Raw genomic sequence first — 21,609 nt, forward strand, 5'->3', positions numbered from 1 at the left:
AAAAAACAAAGAGGAAGAGCGCGATCAACGCGGCTCTTCCTCTTTTTCGTACGATTAACCCTCGAATGGTGGAATCTCATACCCGCTTCCAAACGGTGCATCAGGGCGATGGAACTCGCCCATCAGCGCACGGCGAAGCGGTGTTGTTTGCTCAAGAAATGCTTTCGAGTTTTGCAGCCTGTCGGATGCTCTTACCCACGGCGGACTATAGATGTAGTGCATCGTATACCGATCATAATCACCGTCATGCGCATAGGTGCGATGCCATACCGCATTATGGAAGACAAGAACCGAGCCAGCCGGAGCACAGATAACATGGCCGATCGATACATCGCCTTTCTCCTTGCGCAGCGCTTCAGGCATGGGAACCAGACTGCGGTGACTACCCGGAATCAGCTCCATGTTCCCCATCCGAGGAAGCGTTTGATCGGTAAGAAGATACGAAGCCCGCAGCTGCAGCAATGGGATTTGCGGGAAGCTAAGCTTCTTGAAGTCATAAGCGCCCGAGCCGTCCTGATGCCATCCGCCCATCCCGCCAAAGGCCGGCTGCTTCGTATTCCAGCCGGATTGCATGATGAATCGGTCGCCGTACAGTCCTCTGATCTTCGGAAGCACAGCAGGGTGGTCCATCAGCTGCTCGAGAGCCGGCTCTGTCTCATAGCCCCGTCCGACCTGACCGAAACCTTCCGTGCCCGCAGCTCTATGCACACGTTCCGAAGCTTCCAGGCATTGCTTCACCTCTTCTGCGTTCAGGACATCAGGTATGACAAAATATCCCCATGATTCAAAAATAAAACGATCGGTTTCTGTTAATTCGCCTGGTGACACTACCGGGTTCAACATTGAGCTATCGCTCCTTCTGTAAGTGTAAGTTTAGAAATGATCATGGCGTACTATCACAACTATATGCCAGTCCTACGAGCCGAATGTCAGTCGGATCGTCTGAATCCGTTTGGCCCCAAGCGTGATCGTAATTGCCCCGTCCTTCAGATGCAGGTCCGTGAAATCTGCAATCGGCTGTTCATCCAGCGAGACGGCTTCCGCAGATTCGATCGGACGATCGAACCGGACAACAGCTGTTTCCGCATGCTCCGACGAGTTGAACAAGCGGATATTCACCCCATAAGCCAGCTGCTCCGCTTGCTGAAGCGCACTTATCCGGACTGCGCCATTGTCCACTTGGACGTAGGAATGGACTGCCGGCAAGTCCCGCTCCCGCCGCTGCAGCGATTCATAACGAATGTCATCTCTTCGCACCGTTAACGACTGCAAGCCGGCGGCAAACTGCTCGCGTTCTGCCCATAGATTCGGAAGCGATACAGTCTGTGCTTCGAACGGTCTGATGGCATAGTCGAAGGTCATCTCGCACAGGAGCTGACCGCCATCCCCACCATCGCTCAGCACTTCCTTATCCGTACTGCGATATAACGTAAGCGCGACGGTACGTGCCTCGTCTTCTTTCATCGCCATCTCGTAGAGCCCCTTCGAGTATAGCGCTAGTCCCGCTGTATCATCTCGCAAGGCAACAATGCCGTTATATGGCGCATCCCCTCGCGCTGTCTCCAAGTGAGCCGCAGCATCATTCTGCTTATTCGGGCGCTTAACGAGATCAAACGGCGTACTCGCAAAATGATGATCCGTCTGAACCCCTGATGGGAACAGCAGCTTCAGCCGGTGATTGCGTGCCGTGTTGTTCACGATCGTTTGGCAGCGCAGCACCGGATCATCTTTGCGCAGCTCCAGATAAGTGCGTATCCCCAATCCGACCTTGTCATCACGGCGGCTTGTATCGTCGTGCGTGATGCCGGCCGGTACGATGAAGTTGATTTCGACACATGCGATACTGACCAGCGGTCCATCTGTAACCGTTGAGATCACGGCGCGGCAGCCTGCGGAATGAAAGATCGCATTGTTAGCCGGCGCTACATAATTCCAGCCCTCGCCGATATCAGCCGCATCTTCAAACAACAGCAGCCCGTCATGAACCTTGCCGGTGTGCAGATTCGTCACTCGAATCGTGCCGTTCTCATTCACACGCATTTCGATTCGACCGTTATTCCAGGTCGTCTCGTTGACCTTCATCGTCCCGAGCAGTCGACGCGGCTGCACGAGCGTAGTCATGCCATACTCCCCGAAAGCCGGCACCGGAATGACTGTCTTCTCAATCGCAAATGCTGCATAACCGCAAGGCGGAATGCTTCCTACGAAGGCGAGCTTCAAGCGATCCACCGTTTCCGCGCTTGGTATATCGCGATATTTGCGAATACGTCTTACTTTATTACGTGCGATCTCCACAACTTGGCAATCCAGCAATTGTCCGCTTGCATCCCTCAGCTGGAGGAAGCTGCCCCCAAGTACGATGGATTTCAGTCCGCCGGCGCCGTCATGCGGAAGCTCTGCATCTACAACGACGACGCCGTCCCCGGCATCCTGAAGCGGATTGTACACGACGAGAATATCGGAACCGACAAGTCCGCTTGGATCAATATGGTTGGCCAAATAGTGCAGCTGCTCGTGGTTCATTTGCTGCGCAATGAGTCGGCTTTGATCGAACCGATAGATCATGTCCCGATGGACCTGATCGATGGAACAGCCGCAGATGGAATCATGCGGATGGTTCTGCAGCAGGAATTGCCAAGCCTTCTCCAGAAAAACGCGCGGATAAGCCCTTCCTTCAAATCCGGCGAATACAGCCCATGGCTCGGCCCACTTCTCAAGCAGAAGCTCACACTGCTGATTGCGCTGCTTCAAGTGGATTCGGGAGGACAGCACATTCACCAGCACCCAGTTGTTGATCCCGTTAAAGCCATTCGTTCGCTGCTCCCCTTGGTACAATTTCAAGTCGCTGACTTTGCCTCGCAGCGCTTCCAAATACTGCTCCAATGTGGCATGCCTAAATGTGACACCTTCAAGCCCCTCCGCTTCATTCAGCGTTTGCAGCATCCACGGCAGACGAGGCTCGATTTCGATATGATCCACGCCGTCCATGCCCATCATGATATCCGTCGTTGCCCGTTTGTTCTTATAGGCGAGCATCGAAATCGCCCGTTCAATAAGCTCCGGTTCCTCATAGCGGAACTCGCGGTCCACGAATGGCCAGCGAAGGAAGAAGTAGAAATCGCCGTAAGCGCGGTCTTCGTCCAGCTTCAGTCCAAGCACGCGGCTCCCGTCTGCCCCTTCCCATTCCATTTCCGCCGGGTCGCCGTCGCCGCGGAAGCCGCGGAACAGCACCGCATTATCAATGCCGAATCCGCGCAGCAGCTGCGGAAATTGACTGTTATGACCGAATATATCAGTGACATACCCCGATTTGACCGGTTCCGTGCCAAGCTTGCGCGATTCGCGGAAGCCTGTCTGCAAATTACGAATGAGCGATTCCCCGCTGACCAGGAACTCATCCGGCATGACATACCATGGCCCAACGCCGATTCGCGACTCCCGAATGAAGCGCGTTAGCTGCTCCCGCCGCTCCGGACGGATTTCCAAATAATCGTCAATGACGATGGTCTGACCATCCATCAGAAAATAGCGATAATCCGGATTGGCCTCCATCGTATCGAGCAGCTCATCGATCATATAAACAAGTCTTGTGCGAAACCCTTGATAATCCTGATACCATTCCCGGTCCCAGTGGGTATGGGATACGACATAAACCGTTTTAATGGAAGATCGCTTCGTCATGAGTTCCTCCTAACAGACCGAATAGGCGTTATTCCGCAGGGAGCCGCGGTGCTGCTACCCTTTTATCCCTGCCATTGCATAGCCTTGAATGAAATTGCGTTGGAGCAGCAAATACACCAGAATCGGAGGCAGCACAACGATGGCTGTCAGCGCGAAGAAATCGGGATACTCCGGCACTTGGCCGCTTTGCATCATCGTCGTAAGCAAGCTGGTGACGCCTGTATTGATGACCTGAATATTCGGATTGTTGATCGCTACAAGCGGCCACAAATAATCGTTCCAAATCGTAATAAACGTCGTAATGACAATAACCGCAAGGACAGCGCGAACCATTGGCAAATAAATACCGAATATCGTCCAGAATACACCGGCACCGTCAATTCGGGCAGCCTCCTCATATTCGAACGGAATCGACTCCATCGTTTGCTTCACCAGAAAGATCGCAGCAATGTTCACAATACCGCTTCCGAGCAGCAGCGCCCCCCACGTATCGATCATGCCGTGACCGCCTTGCCCCAGCCAATCATTGCCGCCGAGCATCGGAAAACGAGCGAACAGCAAATACGTCGGGATGAGCGTTACCTGACCCGGAATCATCATCGAAGTGAGGAAGATGACAAACACCGTGTCGCGTCCTTTAAACCGAAGCTTGGTAAACACATAAGAAGCGATGAGCGACACGAAACAAGTAACCGCAATGTAGTAGATGCTTCTAAGCGCTGTATTGATGAAGTAGCGGAAAATAAGATTGTTTTGAAACAGACTGACGTAGCGGTCCAAATTAATCTCAGTCGGAATCGGGAGCAGAATCGAGTCGTAATAATCCTTGTTCGAGCCGATGGAAGCCATCACCTGAAAGAGGAACGGATAGAACATGACGGCACTTCCGACAATGAGCAGCAAGTAGATGGCGAAACTTTCAAGCTTGCTTCGTTCATTCACCATGTCTTAGCGTTCCTCCCCTTAGGTTTGGTTTCGCTGCGAAATGCGGTATTGAATCATCGTAAGCGTGAACGTGAACAGCAGCACCATGACGGAGGAGGCACTGGCCATCCCCATATTGAAGGACTGGAAGGCATCCTGATAGATGCGATGCAGAATGATGTTGGTATGGCCCTGAGGCCCCCCGTGAGTTAGGAGCTGCACCGGCTCGAAGATCTGAAAACTGGCGATAATTCCCATGATGGCAATGTACATTGTAATCGGACGAAGCGATGGCAGCGTAACGTAGAGCATGATCTTGAACCTCGACGCCCCATCAACCTTTGCCGCCTCATATAACGTTGTATCAATCCCTTGCAATCCGGCCAAATAGATAATGACCGTACCTCCGATGCCCTTCCAAATGGAGATGATTATAAGCCAGAAGGTCATCCAGAAGACGCTTTGTTGAAAAATAATCGGCTCCATGTCGAAACGCTCCATCACCTTGCGCGCTAAGCCGGTAACCGGATCAAGAACCGCATTCGCGATCTGCGCAACGACCGCGAAGGATACGAGAACAGGCAAATACCACAGTGTTCGGTAGAGGCCGACGGCCTTCACCTTCTGGTTCAGCAGAAGCGCAATGAAGAAACCGATCGACATACATCCAACCAGGATAAGCAATCCATACAAGCCTGCATGCAGTAAAGTGACTAAATAATCGCCCGTCGTAAAGAAGCGATGAAAGTTATCTAGAGCGACCCACTTCGGCAGTCCGAGCACGCCATTCCATTCCGTAAAGGACAAGTAGATGACGAATAGAACCGGAAATAAAGAAAAAACAGCGAAAAAAACAAACATGGGCGCAAGTAAGGAATATCCGATCACACCGTCACGGTGACGATTATAGAACGGTCTCAGCCGCTGCAGGATGGACGAGGAATTCTCCCCGGGCACCGCCCGGGGAGCTTCGTTCTTCAACTGGACCGATCTCACTTCAGCTGTTCCTCAGCTGTTTTCTGTGCATCCTTCAGTGCGTCCTCGATCGGTTTATCTGTTGTCAGCGTAATATCCTGCGCTTTATACCACGCTTCCCAGATTTGCGGACCGTTCTTCGGATAAACCGGAAGCGGAGCGCTTTGCTCGTTCGCTACGATGTCGTTGAACACTTGAAGCTCCGGATAGGCTTTGAGCAGATCCGTGTTTTTGCCAGCTTCCATGTTAGCCGGAAGTCGGCCCGTTGCGTTTGCTTCAAGCTCTTGATATTCTTTGCTCGCCAGAATCGTCAGGAATTCAATCGCTGCCTCTGGATGCTTCGATTGCTTGAGTGCATAGAAGAGCGTGTTCCCAACGATGACGTTGCCCGTATGACCTGCTTCAGGAACCGGCAGCGGTGCAAAGCCGCAGTTTGTGCAGCCCATGGATTTGCCCCAAGCGATATGCCAAGGACCGTTAACCGCGAAAGCTACTTTCCCGCTGTTCAACAGGTTGAAGAATTGGCCTTCATCCGTCATGGACGTGGAGCCCGGAGGTGCTGTTTTGGAAAGCTCACGCAGGAATGTGAGCGCTTTGACGTTCTCCGGCGAATTGAAGGTCACCTGCGACCAATCCTCATTCGTGAAGTCTCCGCCTGCTTGGCGCATGAACGGCGCAAGACGGAACGCTCCGCCAAGACCCATGTTTTGAACGATAGAGCCGTAGTATTTACCTTTACCTGCTACCGTCGCTTTCTTGGACATATCAAGCCATTCATCCCATGTTTTCGGCGGTGTATTCGGATCAAGTCCGACCTTCGTCATAACATCCTTGTTATACACAAGGCTGAATACGCCTGTCATCTGAGCTACCGCATACGGCTTGCCGTCATGCATAGCCGCTTTCATTGGACCTGGAGCAAGCTGAGCAGCCACATCTTGCGGAACCTCCAGAAGCGCACCGATCCGCGCAAACTCCGGAATGAAGTCTTCACCGTCTGCCACATCCGGCGGATTACCGCCCATGACGGCAACCATGATGGCTTGACGAAGCGTATCCGCCCAGCCTTTATCGATATATTTAATCGTAACGCCCGGGAATTTCTCTTCCATCTTCTTCTGAATATAATCATAAATCTTCGTCGCTGTCGGATCGTTGGCTTCCGGCATCGCATTGGCCACGTTATGGCTCCAAACCGTCAACTCAAACGGTTCGGCTGCCGGAGCTGCAGCAGTATCATCGCTGCCGTCATTCGTCGATTCCGTCGCCGTGGAATTCGTATCGGAACTGGTTGTGTTGTCCGTTGTCGTTGGTGCTGCTGCGTTATTTTTGTTACCGCTTTCATTTTTGTTGCCTGAATTGTCGGAACAAGCTGTTAAAACGAGTGTTAACACCACGAAGATGGACAAGATCGAAGAAACCCATTTGCTCCCCTTCATTGACCCAAGCTCCTCTCGCCTCTTAAATTGCTTGTGAACCAAATCCATTTCAAATCATGATGTCAGCGGACTGTCGGCTGCACCTCCCTACATATGTATTATATGATATGTCGATATATTACTCCCAAAGAAACTTTATTGTCAACGACTACTTTTGTCGAAAACTTCCATAAAAAAGAACCCTTCGCAATGAAGAGTTCCGCGTTCGTTTATGGTTTGGTGCGAACCGGGCAACCTGCCGTTGAAACGCTTGAAACGAGGTGAGGTTCAATGAGCAGTTTCCGATATTTGTTCTCCTGCTGGTTCATTTTCCCCGTGTCGTCCAGTAGTCCAAGCAGCTGCTCTGCCGCCAATCTTCCTACGGTTTCCTCGTGCTGGTCGATATAGGTGAAGAAATTGAACTCGCGGCTCGGCGATAAATTATCGAACGTCACGATGGAAATATCCTTCGGCACCTCGAGTCCGAGATGGCGAACGATCCGAAACAAATGCAGTGCCATCGTACCGTTTAGCGTAATGTACGCTGTCGCTAGACCATTCTTAACGTAACGGAAGAGCGGATGCTGCTCATCCAGCTCCTCCCGCTCGTAATCGACATAGAAGTCGGTCAGCATCATAGCCGGATTAATCATTTCCCCCAGCTCCTTGAGCGCCTTCATATAACCGGACAGCCGCTGCTCAATCGTCGTCGTAGACAGTGGAACATCGGAACAAATCGCGATATCCCGGTGGCCTAGCTCATAGAGATGATTGACGGCCAGCCTCGATGCTTCTACCCCGTCAGATCCTATGAAGTGTGTCTCGATTCCGGTCAAATACCGATCGATAATGACTAGCGGAAACCGCTCTAGCTTCAACCTTAAGATCTCCTCGTTATAGGTTTCCGCATCCACCGGGAAGATTATCAAGCCGGAAGCGCCCATGTACAGCAGTTCGCGGATAGCTGCAGCTTCACGCTCCTTGGAATTCTCCGACAGCATGAGCACGAAATTATAGCCGGATTGTTTCAACGCCTTGGAAATGCCTTTATTCATTCTCATGGAGAAGAAATCGCTTATATTGGGCAATATCAATCCAATTACGTTTCGGCGGCTCTCTTCTTGTTCTGCAGGCGTGATCATGCCAATGCTTGGCCCGGATTGCGCCGTGCTGCGCAGCGATAGCGCCATATCGTGGACGTAGCTGCCCTTCCCTTGAATCCGGTTCAGCCAGCCTTCCTTGGTCAGACCGGTCAGCGCATTGGATACTGTAATTCGGCTCACCTCAAACTTCTCCATGAGCTCCTTCTCCGTAAAGATTTTATCGCCCGGACTCCAAACGCCTGTCTGAATCTGGTTCTTAATAAAGTCTTGAATGACTTGATAGATCGGAATCCTTCCGTCTTGCATGTGAAAACCTCCAATCTGATCGAATGAAACAGCCCGAAACTTGTATAGTTGTATTATAACCAATATGACATATTATGCAATAGGGTTTACATCCATGACTTGGGCTTCTATCTCAAACAAGGCTTATCGCCGGTACCAGGTAAAGTTAGTACTATGTTTTGAAATATTGTTGACTATACTGAAAGTAAGAAGAGAGAAAGAGGTGCGGCAGATGAGCAGAAAATGGCTGCAGCAAGAGGGTCCTTCCTGGACTCGGCAAGGTATCATCACCCCCGAACAATTCCAACGCATTCTCGCCCAATATCCGGAGAAGAAGCGCGCCATCGGCATAATCCCTATACTGGGAAGCATCTTGGTTGGTCTTGGCATCCTCAGCTTCGTCGCCGCGAACTGGGGCCAAATCCCGCAGCTGATGCGGCTCATCCTTATCGCGGTTATTATGGTTGGATTCTACGGGGCAGGAGAAATGTTCCGCAGGAGAGATCATGAGAAGCTAGGTACTGCTCTCATTGGACTCGGACTTCTCACTTTCGGAGCTGGCATCGTACTGACGGGTCAAATGTTTCATCTGCAAGCTTATGATGTCACTTCATTTATAGTGTGGGGAACAATCGGCGTGCTGCTCACTTATCTCATTAAGAGCCGCTACCTATTCCTGTTAACCTTACTGATCTTCACAGGACTACAATGGTACAATTCGACGGAATTCAGTCATTTTAGCTATGTCGCGCTTGCGATTATGATGCTTGGCCTCGGTTATTACTGGCTGAAACGTCCCAATACACTGCTTGCTTGGTGTCTGGCTGCCAGCTTTACGATTCAGAGCATCCTGCTTGTAACCGTCAACGATTGGGCCTTCTCCTGGTTCTTCATCCCGATTTGGCTGCTTTACAGCTTGATGGATTGGGCCCGGGAACGCAAATCCGTCTATCCGTTTCAAGCGATCCCGCTCGTGGCGGCGTTTGTCCACAATCTGTTTATCGTCCTGTTCTGGAACGATAGCAATGATTCATCCTTCTTAAAGGACCTGTCTGCACAGCCACTTTGGTTCACCCTTGCGCTGGTCGCTCTGTTCGCACTATCGATTGCGGGCAAATATCGAAACCACCGTCTCATGTCGAGCCCGGATTGGCTGCTGGCACTTCCATTCTTCTACCTGGCTCACGGCGCGGATGCTGCCTATCTGATCGTATTGTTCGCTTTCTCCCTGTACTTGCTGTGGAGAGGCTATGCGGAAGAATGGGCTGTCAAAATCAACCTGGGTACGCTGCTGTTTCTTACGAGCACGATGGCGGCTTATGGGAAGCTGGCATGGGATTTTATGGACAAATCGATCTTTTTCATCCTTGGCGGCGTCATCCTGCTTGCACTGAGCTGGTTCTTGAATCGCCGTAAGAAACAATTTCTGGTCGAGCTCCATGAGGAGGAGGAGAAGCCGCATGAATGATCAAACGATGTTCAAACGAGGCCGCAATGTCTGGCTGATCCTGCTCGTTGCGGTTCAACTGCTCTTCCTTGGCGGCATCGCTTGCTTTCATTATTCAGCGCTGTGGGTTGGCAAAGAAATCACGCTCCGAACCGTTCCCGTCGATCCTCGCGATCAGCTGTATGGCGATTATGTGCAGCTCAATTATGCGATTAATAACGCCGCTTGGTCGGATTGGAAAGATGGCGACAAGGCTAAGCAAGGCGATACCATTTATGTACTGCTTGCGCAAGATGGGGACGCGTCTACGTACGAAATTAAAGGTGTATATGACCGTAAACCCCCTCGCGGCACAGGCGAGGTTGCACTTAAAGGCCGCGTGCAGTATACCACGGATGACACGCTTCGGATTACCTATGGACTGGAGCAATACTATGTGGAGGAAAATACGGGCAAAGAGCTGGAGCAGCGCGCCGGCAAGCTGATCGTACATGTCAAAGTAGCCCCTTGGGGCAGCGCCATAATTGAAAGAATTCAGCCCTAGACTGCCAGATTGCTAGATATGGGCCAATATTGCCTCACATAACCGTTCGAGACTTGAATAGAATGAATAACAATAAGAATCTTTCTAGCTCAATCGGTATGGGGAGGTGCCCAGGCATGGCAGAAAATGAAGGTACGCTTTACACCGTGTCTCGTGAGGACTGGTCACTGCATCGCAAAGGACATCAGGATCAAGCACGGCACCAGCAGAAAGTGCGCGAAGCGATAAAGCAAAATTTACCCGACCTCGTCTCGGAAGAAAACATTGTCATGTCGGATGGGAAGCATGTCATTAAAGTTCCGATCCGCAGCCTTGATGAATATCGTTTTGTCTATAATTTCAACAAAAACAAGCATGTCGGCCAAGGCGACGGCGACAGCCAAGTCGGCGACGTGCTCGGCGTTGACCCTGCTTCCGCCCAGAAGGGCGGCAAAGGCGAGAATGCCGGCGATCAGCCGGGCGATGACATCGTGGAGGCTGAGATCAGCCTCGCTGAGCTTGAGACGATGCTCTTCGAGGAGCTGGAGCTGCCGTTCCTGAAGCAGAAGGATCGCGATCAGTTGGAAACCAAAGAAATCCGCTTCAACGATATACGCAAGAAGGGGATCATGTCCAACATCGACAAGAAACGGACGATCCTTGAGAACCTGAAACGGAATGCAACGAGCGGTGTGCCGGGTATTCACGGTATTTCGCCGGATGACCTGCGCTACAAGACGTGGGAAGAAATCATTAAGCCGCAGTCCAATGCGGTCATTTTGGCCATGATGGACACGAGCGGATCGATGGGTTCCTTCGAGAAGTACGTTGCCCGCAGCTTCTTCTTCTGGATGACCCGCTTCCTGCGGCATCAATACGAGAATGTGGAGATCGTGTTTATCGCGCATCATACGGAAGCGAAGGAAGTCACGGAGGAAGAGTTCTTCACCCGCGGCGAGAGCGGGGGGACGATCTGTTCTTCCGCTTATATCAAAGCGATCGATATTATCGACAGTCGCTTCCCTCCGACGCTCTATAATATTTATCCGTTCCACTTCTCCGACGGTGACAATCTTACAAGCGACAACGAGCGCTGCGTGAAATTGATCGGCGAGCTGCTCAAGCGGGCGAACTTGTTCGGCTATGGCGAGGTTAATCAGTATAATCGCTCCAGTACGCTCATGTCAGCGTATAAGCACATCAATTTGCCCAACTTCATGCACTACGTGATCCGCGAGAAAGGCGAAGTGTATAACGCGTTGAAGTCGTTCTTCCGTAAGCGGGAATTAGTGGTGTAATTAAAATGGCTGTCACTAAAGCGAGTTTGTCGCTTTGGTGGCAGCCTTCTCCATTATTGGACCGTTCCGAATGTAATCCTCATCCCGGGTGCATAAGCAGCTGCACTCGTTGAAGTAAATGCCGATGCAATTAGCCTCTCTGCCTCGTACTGCCGCTCTGCTTCATCTAGTTGCATTCCACGCAACAACAGGTTACGAATATAAGTCTCACGCTCCCCGGGATCGCTGAAGCGCATGGCTTCATACCGCTCAGCCCGATTCTGATCATCGACTGTCGGATCCAGTACATTCACTCTATCGCTTACGCGGCACTCCACTTGGCGTAAACCTAACTGATTGAAGTATAGAGGAAGCTTTGCACCGATGTTGCCATCCTTGCCCGTGCATTTGACATCTCGCTCGAATAACTCTTGCAGTAGTCCAAGCGGCATGATACGGGATTGATCAACACCTTCTAAATAAAAGCCGGCATGATTCCCATTCCAATGAGGCTCGAACGTGATTATTTTCCCATCCTTCTTCACACAGTCGATCATTTTCCGCAGCAGCTGCATCGGATCCGTCATATGGAGCAATACAGCATGACAGAGCGCAATGTCATATTTCTTCTCGAACTTGTACGTGAGGAAATCCCCGTTCATAAATTCTGTATCGTAGGGAGCTTCATTAAAGAGCGCGCGGGCATGATCGATAAGCTTGCTGCCGGCATCGATGCCGGAGTACGTTGAACCACTTGGCAGCAATGGCATTAGTCGCAACCCCAGATGTCCAAATCCACAGCCATAATCGATGATGTTGACAGGAGAGTCAATCTTCCATACGCGCTCGATAAGAAACTGTATATAATCATCGTTGTAGTATAAGCTTGCCGATCTCTTTAAGTACGCGATTTGTTCATCCCAATAATAGTGTTCCATCGCCGTTCTCCTTAGCCATATTAGCGCCGCGGTCGCTTCATTAAACATACAGGGTAACCCCATAAAACAATAGACTGATATCCAAAATTTATATATACTATTATACGGCTATGCCTTTTTTTCACTTATACACTCAAATAAAAACGACACCTTTAAAGGTGTCGTTTCTTTATTTATATAGGATGAATCGCACTTGTTTCACTTTGATGCTTTAAGCATGTTGTCCACAGACTTACTGAGCTGGCCGAAAATAAAGTTCGGCGCGATTCGGCTCATAAGCTTCAATGCGTTGCTTTGTCCTGGGCGAATTTCGAGTTTATCTTGTTCCATCCCACGAATGGCAGCTCCAACCAATTGGGATACGCTCATCGCTTTCGAACCTGCCATATCTGCCGAATCGAATGAATCTAACAGCGGAGTCTCGGTTAACGGAGGCGCCAGTTCAAATACTTTTACTCCCGTACTCTTAAGCTGCGCCCTCAGCGATTGTGTATAGGAGTGGAGCCCAGCTTTCGCCGCACAATACACGGGCGAGATCGGCAGCGGCACAAATGCCAGTCCAGAGGAGACATTCATAATCGCGGCAGACTCCTGTGATTTCAGATGGGACAGGAATTGCTTCACCATCCGAATAGGTCCGCTTAAATTCGTGGCGATCTCGCGGTTGAGATCTTCCAAATCAACATCCGGATCATGCAGATTAATTCTGCGCATCAGTCCTGCATTATTAATGAGGACGTTAAGCTTCGGGAATTGCTTCACCACTTGATCAAACAGCGCTGCAATCGCTTGAGAATCCCCCGCATCGCTTTGCATCGTATGTACGGTCGGAAGCTTCTTCTTCGCCTCATCCAACCTCGCTTGATCCCTTCCCGTTATGATAACGGTATTCCCTAACTTAATCAGCTGAGCTGCGAATTCGAAGCCTATACCCGAGGTGCCTCCTGTAATCAGAATTGTGTTCCCGCTCATTTTCATACCTTTCATCCTATCCTCTCATCATCATTTTGGAAGAAGTATCCTGCATAATGTATTCGCGGAATTGTTAATCAATCCCTTGTACGTCTGTTTTCAATAAAAGTGTCCGAATCTTGAAAAATAATTGAACAAAGTATGAACAAAAGGTGAAGATTGTGTTATAATTAGACATAATTAATTTCGAGCAGAACATTCTCTACGAGGAAGTGAATATTACGATGGCTAATGTAGCAGTTAAACAGCAGACAGAGCGGGACGGGAAATCATTGTTTTTCGTAATGAAGATTGCGGCATGGACAGCGCTTTGTGTTGGGCTGGTTCTGTGTTTGTTCAATATTAACGACTTTAGCGACAGCAATGCTACATTGATGTCGGGTGTTGGCTTCATGGTAGGCAGCGTGTTTATCTATATGATCGGTACAGCGATGAGCCTGGTGCACAAACGCAGCTCCGAATCTCTATCGGAGTAACACATGAAGAATAACATCTAGTTGCCGAATGGAAGTATCGTTCAGCAACCCCAAATAAGAGGACTGTTTCCAGATTTCTGGGTACAGTCCTCTTATTTTTTGTCCAATTAAGTCTAACCGTTGAACAGATTATTACAGAAATAAGTCGTTCTCTTGACGCCTTTGTTAACAGCACACACACGGCGCTCAGAACGTGATACTATCTTTTTGCAGAGGTAGTGAATGAAATCACAAACATTTTCGCTAACGAGAATCTCGGTGAGCATAAGGTACGTTGGGAGATGAGAGAAATGAAAATTGCCAAGATCATACGAAGGTTTGCAGGTCTTGCCACAATGGCTGGCATTGCTGTAATGACCTCGGGCTGCCAATCAATCGCTGTTTTCGACCCTAAAGGGCCGATTGGAGCCCAGCAGAAAGACTTAATTTACTTCACCATGCTGCTATGCCTGATCGTAATGGTGCCCGTGCTGCTGCTGGCGGCATGGATCGTATGGCGTTACCGCGACAAGAAGGATAACAAAGCCGCCTATCATCCGAAGTGGGAACACAGCACCAAGCTGGAGACCATTTGGTGGGGCATTCCGATTGTTGTTATTATCGTGCTCGGCATCGTAACGGCTCGCTACACCTACGACTTGGATCCGGCTAAGCCAATCGAATCCGATGTGAAGCCGATTACCATACAAGTAACATCGTTGGACTGGAAATGGTTGTTCCAATATCCGGAGCAAGGCATTGCGACAGTCAATTATCTGGTCATTCCGGAAGACACACCGATCAAGTTCGAGCTCACTTCCGACGGTCCGATGAACTCCTTCTGGGTCCCTCAGCTCGGCGGGATGATTTATACCATGTCCGGCATGTCGACGACGCTTCACTTACAGGCAGACGAACTAGGTGAATTTATGGGAAGCGGCGCTAACTTCTCAGGACGTGAATTTGCCAAAATGTCCTTTACCGTTAAATCCGTATCGCAGGATGAATTCGGTAAATGGGAAAAACAAGCCGCAGCCAGCGGCAATGCGCTGACAGAGGAAGGTTATCAGAAGCTAGCGAAGCCTGGTACGTCCGATAAGCTTACGTATGCCTCGATTCCCGAAGGCCTCTTCCACCGGATCGTACACGATTATTCAATGAATCGCGGCGCACCGGCAGGCATGGGTCAGAAAGCAACAACATTAAGTGATGAGCATGCACTGGGTACGGATGAGGAACCGTCAACCGAGGAGCAGCCTTCAAAGGACGATACGAAGTCTTCTACCAACGAGACTCCGCAAGATAACCATTCCGACCACGACCACATGGATGGCATGGACATGACCAAATAACGAAAGGAGGCAGTACCATGTTTGAAAAAATCAAATCATTCGCTTCGTGGTTCTTCGTTACCGGCGACCCGCTGATTTATGGAGCGGATATCGCGATCACGTTAACTGCGCTTTCGATTATATTCGTATTATCGTATTTCAAGAAGTGGACCTGGCTCTGGCGCGAGTGGCTGACTACTGTCGATCACAAAAAAGTAGGTATTATGTATATCATCGCTTCCTTGCTCATGCTGTTCCGCGGCGGCGTCGACGCCTTAATGATGCGGACGCAGCTTGCTTTTCCGGAGATGAAGTTTCTAACGCCTGAACATTATAACGAGGTGTTCACGACACACGGCGTTATTATGGTACTCTTCATGGCGATGCCGCTCATGTTCGGCTTATTCAACATCGCAGTCCCTTTACAGTTAGGTGCTCGCGACGTCGCATTTCCATTCTTGAATTCACTTAGCTTCTGGTTGTTCTTCATGGGCGCCATGCTGTTCAATATGTCTTTTGTTATCGGCGGTTCTCCGAATGCGGGATGGCTGTCCTATCCACCTCTATCGGAGATGACCGGCAGTCCCGGCGTAGGTCAAGATTTCTACATCTGGGGCATTCAAATTTCCGGTATCGGTTCATTGATGACGGGGATTAACTTCATCGTCACGATTGTCAAAATGCGTGCGCCAGGCATGACTTGGTCGAAACTACCGATCTTCACTTGGTCCGTGCTTTCAAGCTGCATCACGATCATTCTGGCATTCCCTGTATTGACCGTAACGCTAGCTCTTCTGTTCTTTGACCGCTACTTAGGCGCTCATTTCTTCACGATGGACGGCGGCGGCAACGCCATGATGTACATTAACTTAATCTGGATGTGGGGCCATCCGGAGGTGTATATCGTCATCTTGCCTGCATTCGGGATATTCTCCGAGATTGTAGCCACGTTCTCGAAGAAACGGTTATTCGGTTACGCCTCCATGGTATTTGCCATGATGAGTATCAGTCTCATGTCGTTCTTCACCTGGCTCCATCACTTCTTCACGATGGGCTCGGGAGCGAACGTCAATATCTTCTTTGCCATAACCACCATGATCATCGCGATCCCGACAGGCGTCAAAATCTTCAACTGGCTGTTTACAATGTTCCGCGGCCGAATTCGATTCAGTACGCCAATGCTGTGGACGATCGCGTTTATCCCTTGCTTCGTTGCAGGAGGGATGACAGGGGTCATGCTTTCGGTAGCTCCTGCAGATTTCCAATTCCATAACAGCTACTTCCTGATCGCTCACTTCCACCAAGTCTTTATTGGCGGTGTTGCGTTCGGATACTTCGCAGGTCTGTACTACTGGTGGCCTAAGATGTTCGGCTTCAAGCTGAATGAGAAAATCGGGAAATGGGCGTTCTGGATTTGGAACATCGGTTTCTATGTCTGCTTCATGCCGCAGTACTTCCTGGGACTTGACGGTATGACTCGCCGAGTCAACAGTTACACCTGGGACAGCGGCTGGTGGCCGCTCAACTTCACGTCGACAATCGGCGGCTTCTTAATGGGTCTGGGCTTCTTGTTCCAAGTATGGCAAATCGCGCACAGCATTAAATTCATGGACAAAGATACGACCGGTGATCCGTGGAACGCCCGTACGCTGGAGTGGTCGATTCCTTCACCGGCGCCGTTGTATAACTTCGCCATTACGCCTACGGTTTCGGATAGAGACGAATTTTGGGAAGAGAAAGAGCGCATCGCCGCAGGTCAAGCACCGAAGGCAGCACCGCCGCTGGAGCCGATTCATATGCCGCGCAATTCGGCAATCCCATTCATTCAATCGATCTTCTGGTTTATGGTCGGTTTCGGTCTAGTCTTCCATTGGCTCTGGATTGCTATCCCAGGCTTTGTCGGTATTGCTGCAACAATGTTCGCGCACTCGTTCAATTACAAGACGGATTATTACATCCCGGTGGATGAAATCAAACGCACGGAAGCTGCGGCAAGGGGGACTGTGTAATGTCGAATCACGCTAACCATCCGCATTCGCAGGCTCTTGCCCACGAGGCAGGTCATGATGGACATCATGACCTGGAAGAGCTTCGCAAATTCGGTTTCTGGATTTTCCTTATTACCGACTGTATTCTCTTCTCTGTATTATTCGCTACCTACCTAGTCCTGCACCATAGCACTGCAGGTGGCCCGGATGCGAAAGAGATTTTCGAAATGCCCGGCGTTATCGTCGAAACCTTCATTCTGTTAACGAGCAGCTTCACGAGCGGTCTCGCGGTTCTGGCAATGAATGTAGGCAACCGTAAAGGCTTGATCGGCTGGCTGGTTGTTACTGTTCTGCTCGGTGCCTGCTTTATCGGGCTTGAAGTGAGCGAGTTCGTGAAGCTTGTTCATGAGGGTCATACCATTAGCACCAGCGCTTTTCTATCCGCTTTCTTCACGCTCGTCGGCACGCACGGGCTGCATGTAACTGTAGGTATCTTCTGGATTACAGGCATCATTATTCAGCTTTCACGTCACGGTATCACACCGGTCACTAAGCGTAAAGTGACGATTACGAGCCTGTACTGGCATTTTCTCGATGTGGTATGGATCTTCGTATTCACAATCGTCTACTTGATGGGGGTGATGTAAGATGGCGCAGCACGGCAATGAGTTGCATGGCGAACATGGCGGCCATACAGGAGGCAGCCACGGCTCGCTGAAAGAATATGTCACAGGCTTCGTTCTTTCCATTATTCTGACGATCATTCCACTGTTAATTGTGATGAACCACTGGATGCATGGAAAAGCGCTGGTCGCCGTCCTTCTTGGTACGGCAGTATTGCAATTTGTGCTCCAGCTTGTCTTCTTCATGCATCTGCGAGATGAACGTGGACCTCGATATAATCTGATGACGCTCCTTCTCGGCTTAGTCGTCGTCATTACGATTGTCGTCGGCTCCATCTGGATCATGACGAACAATGGGATGTAAGTTTTTTCATAAAAAGTGGCTGTCGAGAGCATCTCGACAGCCACTTTTTTGTCTATATTACATGGAAAAAACTTTAACGGTTGCCAGAGCGGCTATTTTATGAAAATTCGCCTTTTTGAAATTCTAACGGTTGCGACAGAGGTTATTTGAGCCAAATTGGTCGATTACTAGTGAAAAACATTCAAATAAGTTCGCTGGCAACCGTTAGAAAATAAAATGGGTAAAATCATGCCAAATAGCCGCTCCCACAACCGTTAGATTTGGGAATGCGCAACACAGCATACGCTTCGTCGGCGGATCCTCTCGGATTCATTTTATAGTTCAGATCTTGCTACCGGCTTTCTCGAAGCTAACTCGAGCTCGACTGTGGAGATGCCACAGTTACATTTACACTCCGCGTGCCTCCATCCCATACGACCGGCATGCCAAATGCGGCTGTTACAGCGCGAATCGGCACATACGCTCTGCCGTTATGGATAATCGGCTGTAGTTCAGCGGCAGCCTTTTCCTCATCGATCCACAGCTGCGGGCTGCCGTCGGAAGATGCGCTCACCGTCGATTGCTTCGTGCGGATCAGAACGCTCTTCGTCACAGCGTCCCAAACGACGTTTTCGTTCGACAATGCAGCGATGGCGCGTACAGGCACAAGCGCGTGCCCGCCTACGAACAGAGGCATAAACGACGGATCCGCTGCAGGCACTCCGTTAACCGAGAGAAAGCCTTTACTGGCCGGATGGAGCTTAATTGCGGAGGTTGATCCTCCTGTTATCGATCCGCTTCCCACTGAAGCCTCGATGGATATAACGCCGTCCCCCGGAAGCAGCCGCTGTAACGTACCATCGAACGCTTCACCGTAAGCCGGCATCGTAAACGAAACGTCGTATCGGCCAAACTTATGCGCGCCCGAATAGAGCAGCAATGACGATTTGGACGGAAAATGAACACCTTTAGCCGATAGAACCGAGCTGCGGTTGTTCAGCGTGGTCGTCCAGAAAATTTGGATCTCGAACGATTCAAAAGCCACGTTGTTGCCTCTGACATGCAGCGGTTCATTGAAATGTACCGAATTTCCTACAGCAGCTGAATGCTCAGGCAGCACTTCCAAACCCATATATTCGGCATAGGACTTGGCATCGTTCAGAACCAGCCGCTGTTTTCCTTGATCCACGGCTAATTTACCATCCCAAATTTCATAAATAGTCATGTAACTGCCATCCGTAAATTGGATATCCATTTGATTCCTGAAATTATGTTCACCAACCTCGGGTGCCGGCACCGCTTCTGCCTTGCCTTTAGTCGCTATTCGCTGCAAAATGCTGCAAACCACAGTTATCGACTTTTGATCCTCTTGGCGAGCTCCGAACAATGGGATATAACTGTTATCTCCCAGGCTCGGATAGACTTGCTTTATCATTCCCGGCTTGCAGTCTGCGGCAATCGTGGCCAAACTGCCGCTGTCCGGCTGCTTTGCTTGCGCGTCAGCCGCTGCATGAACTACGTCGTCTCCTGCCACAAACGCAGGAAGCGCCAATAACGCAAAGAGCGCCGCACCAAGCATTACTGTTCGCCATCTAGCAACTAGCCACGTTGCACTCCCATGCCTAACTTCATATCGTATCGTTTGCATAAACCGTGTCATGTTCGACCTCCTCAGCTAGCTCTGCGTACAATGATCTCCATCCTCCTATGACGATTCCAGCTGCGAAAAGTTGCGCGAAGTTCCAAACAAGGTATAATTTGGCTAGGATTTTTGGTTCTGAAATTCTAACGAACCGCAGAGGTCTTATTTGACCGCATTTTCCGGGTTCAAAATTCTAACGAACCGTGGAGGTCTTATTCGGGGATAATCGACACCATTTTGCCCAGAAAACGTCAAATAGCGGCTCTACGATTCGTTAGAATTTTTTCCGAACTATTTTGGGGCAAATAAGCCCCGTACGGTTCGTTAGAGCAATTTGGTGGTTGGCGGGTTGGCGGGGTTGGCGATTGCTGGGTTGGTGGGCAGGCAGTTGGCGATTGCTGGTTGGTGGGTTAATAGGCAGGCAGGGGTTCGGGGTTCGGGGTTCGGGGTTCGGGGTTCGAGGTTCGAGGTTCGAGATTCGAGATTCGAGATTCGAGATTCGAGATTCTAGGTTCGAGATTCTAGGTTCGAGGTTGGTGGCTTGGTGGGTTGGTGGCTTGGTGGGTTGGAAACAAAAAAAAGCTGACCCCGCAAGGTCAGCTTCCCATAACCACCAAATCTACTCCACGATCCCCGTTCGCTCAATCCCCTCGACAAAATAGCGCTGCGCTAAAGCGTACAGCAGCAGCGGCGGCAAGATGACGAGAAATGCCGCTGCCATCATCTGCGTCTCAATGAGATCAAACGGCACCAACGCATTCCCGGCGATCGTCTGCAGGTTCGTCGGCATCTGCGCCATCTGATTGCCCATCATGATGAAGCTGACATCCTTCAAGTACATCGATGGCTCGAACGTGTCGTTCCAATGCCACACGAAGGAGAACAATCCGACGACGAGCATGGCAGGACGCGAGAGCGGAAGCATGATTCGGTAGAAGGTCCGAAATGCGCCAGATCCGTCCATACGCGCACTCTCTTCCAATTCCTTCGGAAACGTAGCGAAGAACTGCCGGAAGATCATGATGAACAGCGCGCCTTTCAGCCCTTGCCCGAACAATGCAGGGATCAAGAAAGGCAGAGGCGTATTCAACCAGCCCAGCCTAGCATAGAGCACATATACAGGGATAAACATCGTCTGGATCGGAATGAGGAATGTGAGCAGAACGATGGCAAACCAGAAGTTCTTGAACGGAATGTACAGTCTGGCAAAAGCATACCCCGTCAGCGCGCAGGATACAGTCTGGAACAGCGCCGCCAATATGGCAATTAAAGCGGTTTGCCACAGTGCCTGCACATATTTGAGCCCACGCATAGCAACCTCATAATTATCCCAGTCCAGCACGCGCGGGAAGAAGTTCACCGTAGGATCAAGCAGATCCGATTGCGTCTTGAGCGAGGTCGAGATCATGTAGAATACGGGCTGCAAATAAATGACCGCGACGCTCGTTAAGATGATGTACAGCAAGCACTTGAATATGACCCCGTCGGTCAATTGCCTCCCGAGGATAAAGACGCGCAGCCTCTCCAGCTTGTGCTCACGCTTCAAGTAACGGCGCCCTCGCCCCGCCAATGGCGTGAACAGGTCCGAGAGCTGAGCCTGCAGCTTCTCCAGCACAGCTATAGTGCCTTTCGGATTCGTCGAGGAGCCTTCGGGATTCGGAGCGCTATTCGGATTCGGCATCTT

At 50.4% G+C, this 21,609-nt stretch carries 18 protein-coding genes; 8 read left to right on the forward strand and 10 right to left on the reverse strand.

Annotation, left to right across the window (positions count from 1 at the left end):
• Positions 1–54: 54 nt before the first annotated feature.
• From BLW29_RS17395 to BLW29_RS17420, 6 genes are all read right to left on the reverse strand, one after another.
• Positions 55–843 (reverse strand): phytanoyl-CoA dioxygenase family protein, encoded by a 789-nt coding sequence (locus BLW29_RS17395; RefSeq protein WP_090981855.1) that lies wholly within the window; start codon positions 841–843, stop codon positions 55–57.
• 72 nt (positions 844–915) lie between these two features.
• A complete protein-coding gene (locus BLW29_RS17400; RefSeq protein ID WP_090981857.1) occupies positions 916–3,681 on the reverse strand; it encodes an alpha-mannosidase in 2,766 nt (921 codons plus the stop codon).
• Between the two features lie 54 nt (positions 3,682–3,735).
• A complete protein-coding gene (locus BLW29_RS17405) occupies positions 3,736–4,626 on the reverse strand; it encodes a carbohydrate ABC transporter permease (protein WP_090981859.1) in 891 nt (296 codons plus the stop codon).
• 18 nt (positions 4,627–4,644) lie between these two features.
• The gene (locus BLW29_RS17410) at positions 4,645–5,601 is read right to left on the reverse strand and encodes a carbohydrate ABC transporter permease (protein ID WP_090981861.1); all 957 of its coding nucleotides are present in this window, start codon (positions 5,599–5,601) and stop codon (positions 4,645–4,647) included.
• Entirely contained in the window at positions 5,598–7,019 is a 1,422-nt protein-coding gene (locus BLW29_RS17415) for an ABC transporter substrate-binding protein (protein ID WP_177186689.1), read from the reverse strand. Before BLW29_RS17415 ends, BLW29_RS17410 begins: the two co-directional genes overlap by 4 nt.
• A 209-nt stretch (positions 7,020–7,228) precedes the next feature.
• Positions 7,229–8,407, reverse strand: coding sequence for a GntR family transcriptional regulator (locus BLW29_RS17420; RefSeq protein ID WP_090981866.1), 1,179 nt, complete (start codon positions 8,405–8,407; stop codon positions 7,229–7,231).
• A 211-nt stretch (positions 8,408–8,618) separates the two neighbouring features.
• Between BLW29_RS17420 and BLW29_RS17425 the strand changes: the two genes are divergently transcribed.
• The 3 genes from BLW29_RS17425 to yhbH all read left to right on the forward strand — a co-directional run bounded on the left by BLW29_RS17425 (position 8,619) and on the right by yhbH (position 11,654).
• Positions 8,619–9,854, forward strand: a complete 1,236-nt coding sequence (locus tag BLW29_RS17425; protein ID WP_090981868.1) for a DUF2157 domain-containing protein — start codon at positions 8,619–8,621, stop codon at positions 9,852–9,854.
• Positions 9,847–10,377: a GDYXXLXY domain-containing protein gene (locus tag BLW29_RS17430; protein ID WP_177186690.1), complete on the forward strand. Its 531-nt coding sequence runs from the start codon at positions 9,847–9,849 to the stop codon at positions 10,375–10,377. Before BLW29_RS17425 ends, BLW29_RS17430 begins: the two co-directional genes overlap by 8 nt.
• Before the next feature lie 116 nt (positions 10,378–10,493).
• A complete protein-coding gene (gene yhbH / locus BLW29_RS17435; RefSeq protein WP_090981871.1) occupies positions 10,494–11,654 on the forward strand; it encodes a sporulation protein YhbH in 1,161 nt (386 codons plus the stop codon).
• A 53-nt stretch (positions 11,655–11,707) separates the two neighbouring features.
• Here yhbH and BLW29_RS17440 read toward each other — a convergent pair whose 3' ends face one another.
• Together BLW29_RS17440 and BLW29_RS17445 are read right to left on the reverse strand one after the other, a co-directional pair.
• Positions 11,708–12,571: a class I SAM-dependent methyltransferase gene (locus tag BLW29_RS17440; protein WP_090981873.1), complete on the reverse strand. Its 864-nt coding sequence runs from the start codon at positions 12,569–12,571 to the stop codon at positions 11,708–11,710.
• Positions 12,572–12,769: 198 nt separating this feature from the next.
• Positions 12,770–13,558 (reverse strand): SDR family oxidoreductase, encoded by a 789-nt coding sequence (locus BLW29_RS17445; protein WP_256208697.1) that lies wholly within the window; start codon positions 13,556–13,558, stop codon positions 12,770–12,772.
• A 209-nt stretch (positions 13,559–13,767) separates the two neighbouring features.
• Between BLW29_RS17445 and BLW29_RS17450 the strand changes: the two genes are divergently transcribed.
• The 5 genes from BLW29_RS17450 to cyoD all read left to right on the forward strand — a co-directional run bounded on the left by BLW29_RS17450 (position 13,768) and on the right by cyoD (position 18,304).
• On the forward strand, positions 13,768–14,019 hold the full coding sequence (locus tag BLW29_RS17450) for a hypothetical protein (RefSeq protein WP_090981875.1): 252 nt from the start codon (positions 13,768–13,770) through the stop codon (positions 14,017–14,019).
• Positions 14,020–14,309: 290 nt separating this feature from the next.
• Positions 14,310–15,350, forward strand: coding sequence for a ubiquinol oxidase subunit II (gene cyoA, locus BLW29_RS17455; RefSeq protein WP_090981878.1), 1,041 nt, complete (start codon positions 14,310–14,312; stop codon positions 15,348–15,350).
• 17 nt (positions 15,351–15,367) lie between these two features.
• Positions 15,368–17,338, forward strand: a complete 1,971-nt coding sequence (locus tag BLW29_RS17460) for a cbb3-type cytochrome c oxidase subunit I (protein ID WP_090981879.1) — start codon at positions 15,368–15,370, stop codon at positions 17,336–17,338.
• Positions 17,338–17,964, forward strand: a complete 627-nt coding sequence (gene cyoC / locus BLW29_RS17465; RefSeq protein ID WP_090981881.1) for a cytochrome o ubiquinol oxidase subunit III — start codon at positions 17,338–17,340, stop codon at positions 17,962–17,964. The genes BLW29_RS17460 and cyoC overlap by 1 nt, the downstream gene beginning before the upstream one ends.
• Before the next feature lies 1 nt (position 17,965).
• The gene (gene cyoD, locus BLW29_RS17470; protein WP_090981883.1) at positions 17,966–18,304 is read left to right on the forward strand and encodes a cytochrome o ubiquinol oxidase subunit IV; all 339 of its coding nucleotides are present in this window, start codon (positions 17,966–17,968) and stop codon (positions 18,302–18,304) included.
• A 349-nt stretch (positions 18,305–18,653) separates the two neighbouring features.
• Here the strand turns inward: cyoD and BLW29_RS17475 are convergent, their stop codons facing one another.
• Together BLW29_RS17475 and BLW29_RS17480 are read right to left on the reverse strand one after the other, a co-directional pair.
• Entirely contained in the window at positions 18,654–19,943 is a 1,290-nt protein-coding gene (locus tag BLW29_RS17475) for a copper amine oxidase N-terminal domain-containing protein (protein ID WP_090981884.1), read from the reverse strand.
• Positions 19,944–20,544: 601 nt separating this feature from the next.
• Positions 20,545–21,606, reverse strand: coding sequence for a carbohydrate ABC transporter permease (locus BLW29_RS17480; protein ID WP_090981886.1), 1,062 nt, complete (start codon positions 21,604–21,606; stop codon positions 20,545–20,547).
• Positions 21,607–21,609 lie beyond the last annotated feature (3 nt).

The organism is Paenibacillus sp. CF384 (assembly GCF_900106745.1).
Lineage (GTDB): Bacteria > Bacillota > Bacilli > Paenibacillales > Paenibacillaceae > Paenibacillus_Z.

Excerpts from the sequence above, each read along its gene's own strand:
- BLW29_RS17395 (WP_090981855.1), bottom strand. The coding sequence starts at position 843 with ATGTTGAACCCGGTAGTGTCACCAGGCGAATTAACAGAAACCGATCGT.
- BLW29_RS17400 (WP_090981857.1), bottom strand. The coding sequence starts at position 3,681 with ATGACGAAGCGATCTTCCATTAAAACGGTTTATGTCGTATCCCATACC.
- BLW29_RS17405 (WP_090981859.1), bottom strand. The coding sequence starts at position 4,626 with ATGGTGAATGAACGAAGCAAGCTTGAAAGTTTCGCCATCTACTTGCTG.
- BLW29_RS17415 (WP_177186689.1), bottom strand. The coding sequence starts at position 7,019 with ATGAAGGGGAGCAAATGGGTTTCTTCGATCTTGTCCATCTTCGTGGTG.
- BLW29_RS17420 (WP_090981866.1), bottom strand. The coding sequence starts at position 8,407 with ATGCAAGACGGAAGGATTCCGATCTATCAAGTCATTCAAGACTTTATT.
- BLW29_RS17425 (WP_090981868.1), top strand. The coding sequence starts at position 8,619 with ATGAGCAGAAAATGGCTGCAGCAAGAGGGTCCTTCCTGGACTCGGCAA.
- BLW29_RS17430 (WP_177186690.1), top strand. The coding sequence starts at position 9,847 with ATGAATGATCAAACGATGTTCAAACGAGGCCGCAATGTCTGGCTGATC.
- yhbH (WP_090981871.1), top strand. The coding sequence starts at position 10,494 with ATGGCAGAAAATGAAGGTACGCTTTACACCGTGTCTCGTGAGGACTGG.
- BLW29_RS17440 (WP_090981873.1), bottom strand. The coding sequence starts at position 12,571 with ATGGAACACTATTATTGGGATGAACAAATCGCGTACTTAAAGAGATCG.
- BLW29_RS17445 (WP_256208697.1), bottom strand. The coding sequence starts at position 13,558 with ATGAAAGGTATGAAAATGAGCGGGAACACAATTCTGATTACAGGAGGC.
- BLW29_RS17450 (WP_090981875.1), top strand. The coding sequence starts at position 13,768 with ATGGCTAATGTAGCAGTTAAACAGCAGACAGAGCGGGACGGGAAATCA.
- cyoA (WP_090981878.1), top strand. The coding sequence starts at position 14,310 with ATGAAAATTGCCAAGATCATACGAAGGTTTGCAGGTCTTGCCACAATG.
- BLW29_RS17460 (WP_090981879.1), top strand. The coding sequence starts at position 15,368 with ATGTTTGAAAAAATCAAATCATTCGCTTCGTGGTTCTTCGTTACCGGC.
- cyoC (WP_090981881.1), top strand. The coding sequence starts at position 17,338 with ATGTCGAATCACGCTAACCATCCGCATTCGCAGGCTCTTGCCCACGAG.
- cyoD (WP_090981883.1), top strand. The coding sequence starts at position 17,966 with ATGGCGCAGCACGGCAATGAGTTGCATGGCGAACATGGCGGCCATACA.
- BLW29_RS17475 (WP_090981884.1), bottom strand. The coding sequence starts at position 19,943 with ATGACACGGTTTATGCAAACGATACGATATGAAGTTAGGCATGGGAGT.
- BLW29_RS17480 (WP_090981886.1), bottom strand. The coding sequence starts at position 21,606 with ATGCCGAATCCGAATAGCGCTCCGAATCCCGAAGGCTCCTCGACGAAT.